This window comes from Leptotrichia sp. OH3620_COT-345 (genome assembly GCF_003932895.1).
GTDB lineage: Bacteria > Fusobacteriota > Fusobacteriia > Fusobacteriales > Leptotrichiaceae > Pseudoleptotrichia.
In genome coordinates this window covers 1-330 of sequence record NZ_RQYW01000161.1, presented here as the reverse complement: position 1 = coordinate 330, position 330 = coordinate 1, and the positions used below count along the sequence as shown (strand labels likewise).

Sequence of the window (330 nt, the reverse complement as noted above, 5' to 3'; positions counted from 1 at the left end):
CTTATTACCCCTCCTATATTTCTTATACCTTTATTTCCTTCTACTAATACTTCTTTTCCTTCTATTTTCCCTATATTATTTCCTATACTTGCATTTATACCTTTTCCTGTTGCTTCAATATATGTCGTTCCCTGTCTCGGTACTCCTATTTGTGATGTATTCAAAAGTGAGCCCGCCTTTATTGTCGTGCTTTGAGTTCCTATTATACTTGACGGATTTAATACCATTCCCGCTTTTCTGTTATCTGTAAGTGTGCCGTCTTCTCTTCTGTGGGTTCCTTTTAAATATTCTTCCGTCCCGTTTACTACTTTCCCCGATACTTGTATATAT

1 protein-coding gene is annotated in these 330 nt (G+C 36.4%); it reads right to left on the bottom strand.

The window, feature by feature from the left end; translation table 11 throughout:
• Positions 1 to 330, bottom strand: a 330-nt coding sequence (locus tag EII29_RS12465; protein WP_158612567.1) for a hypothetical protein, incomplete at both ends; no start/stop codon positions are given.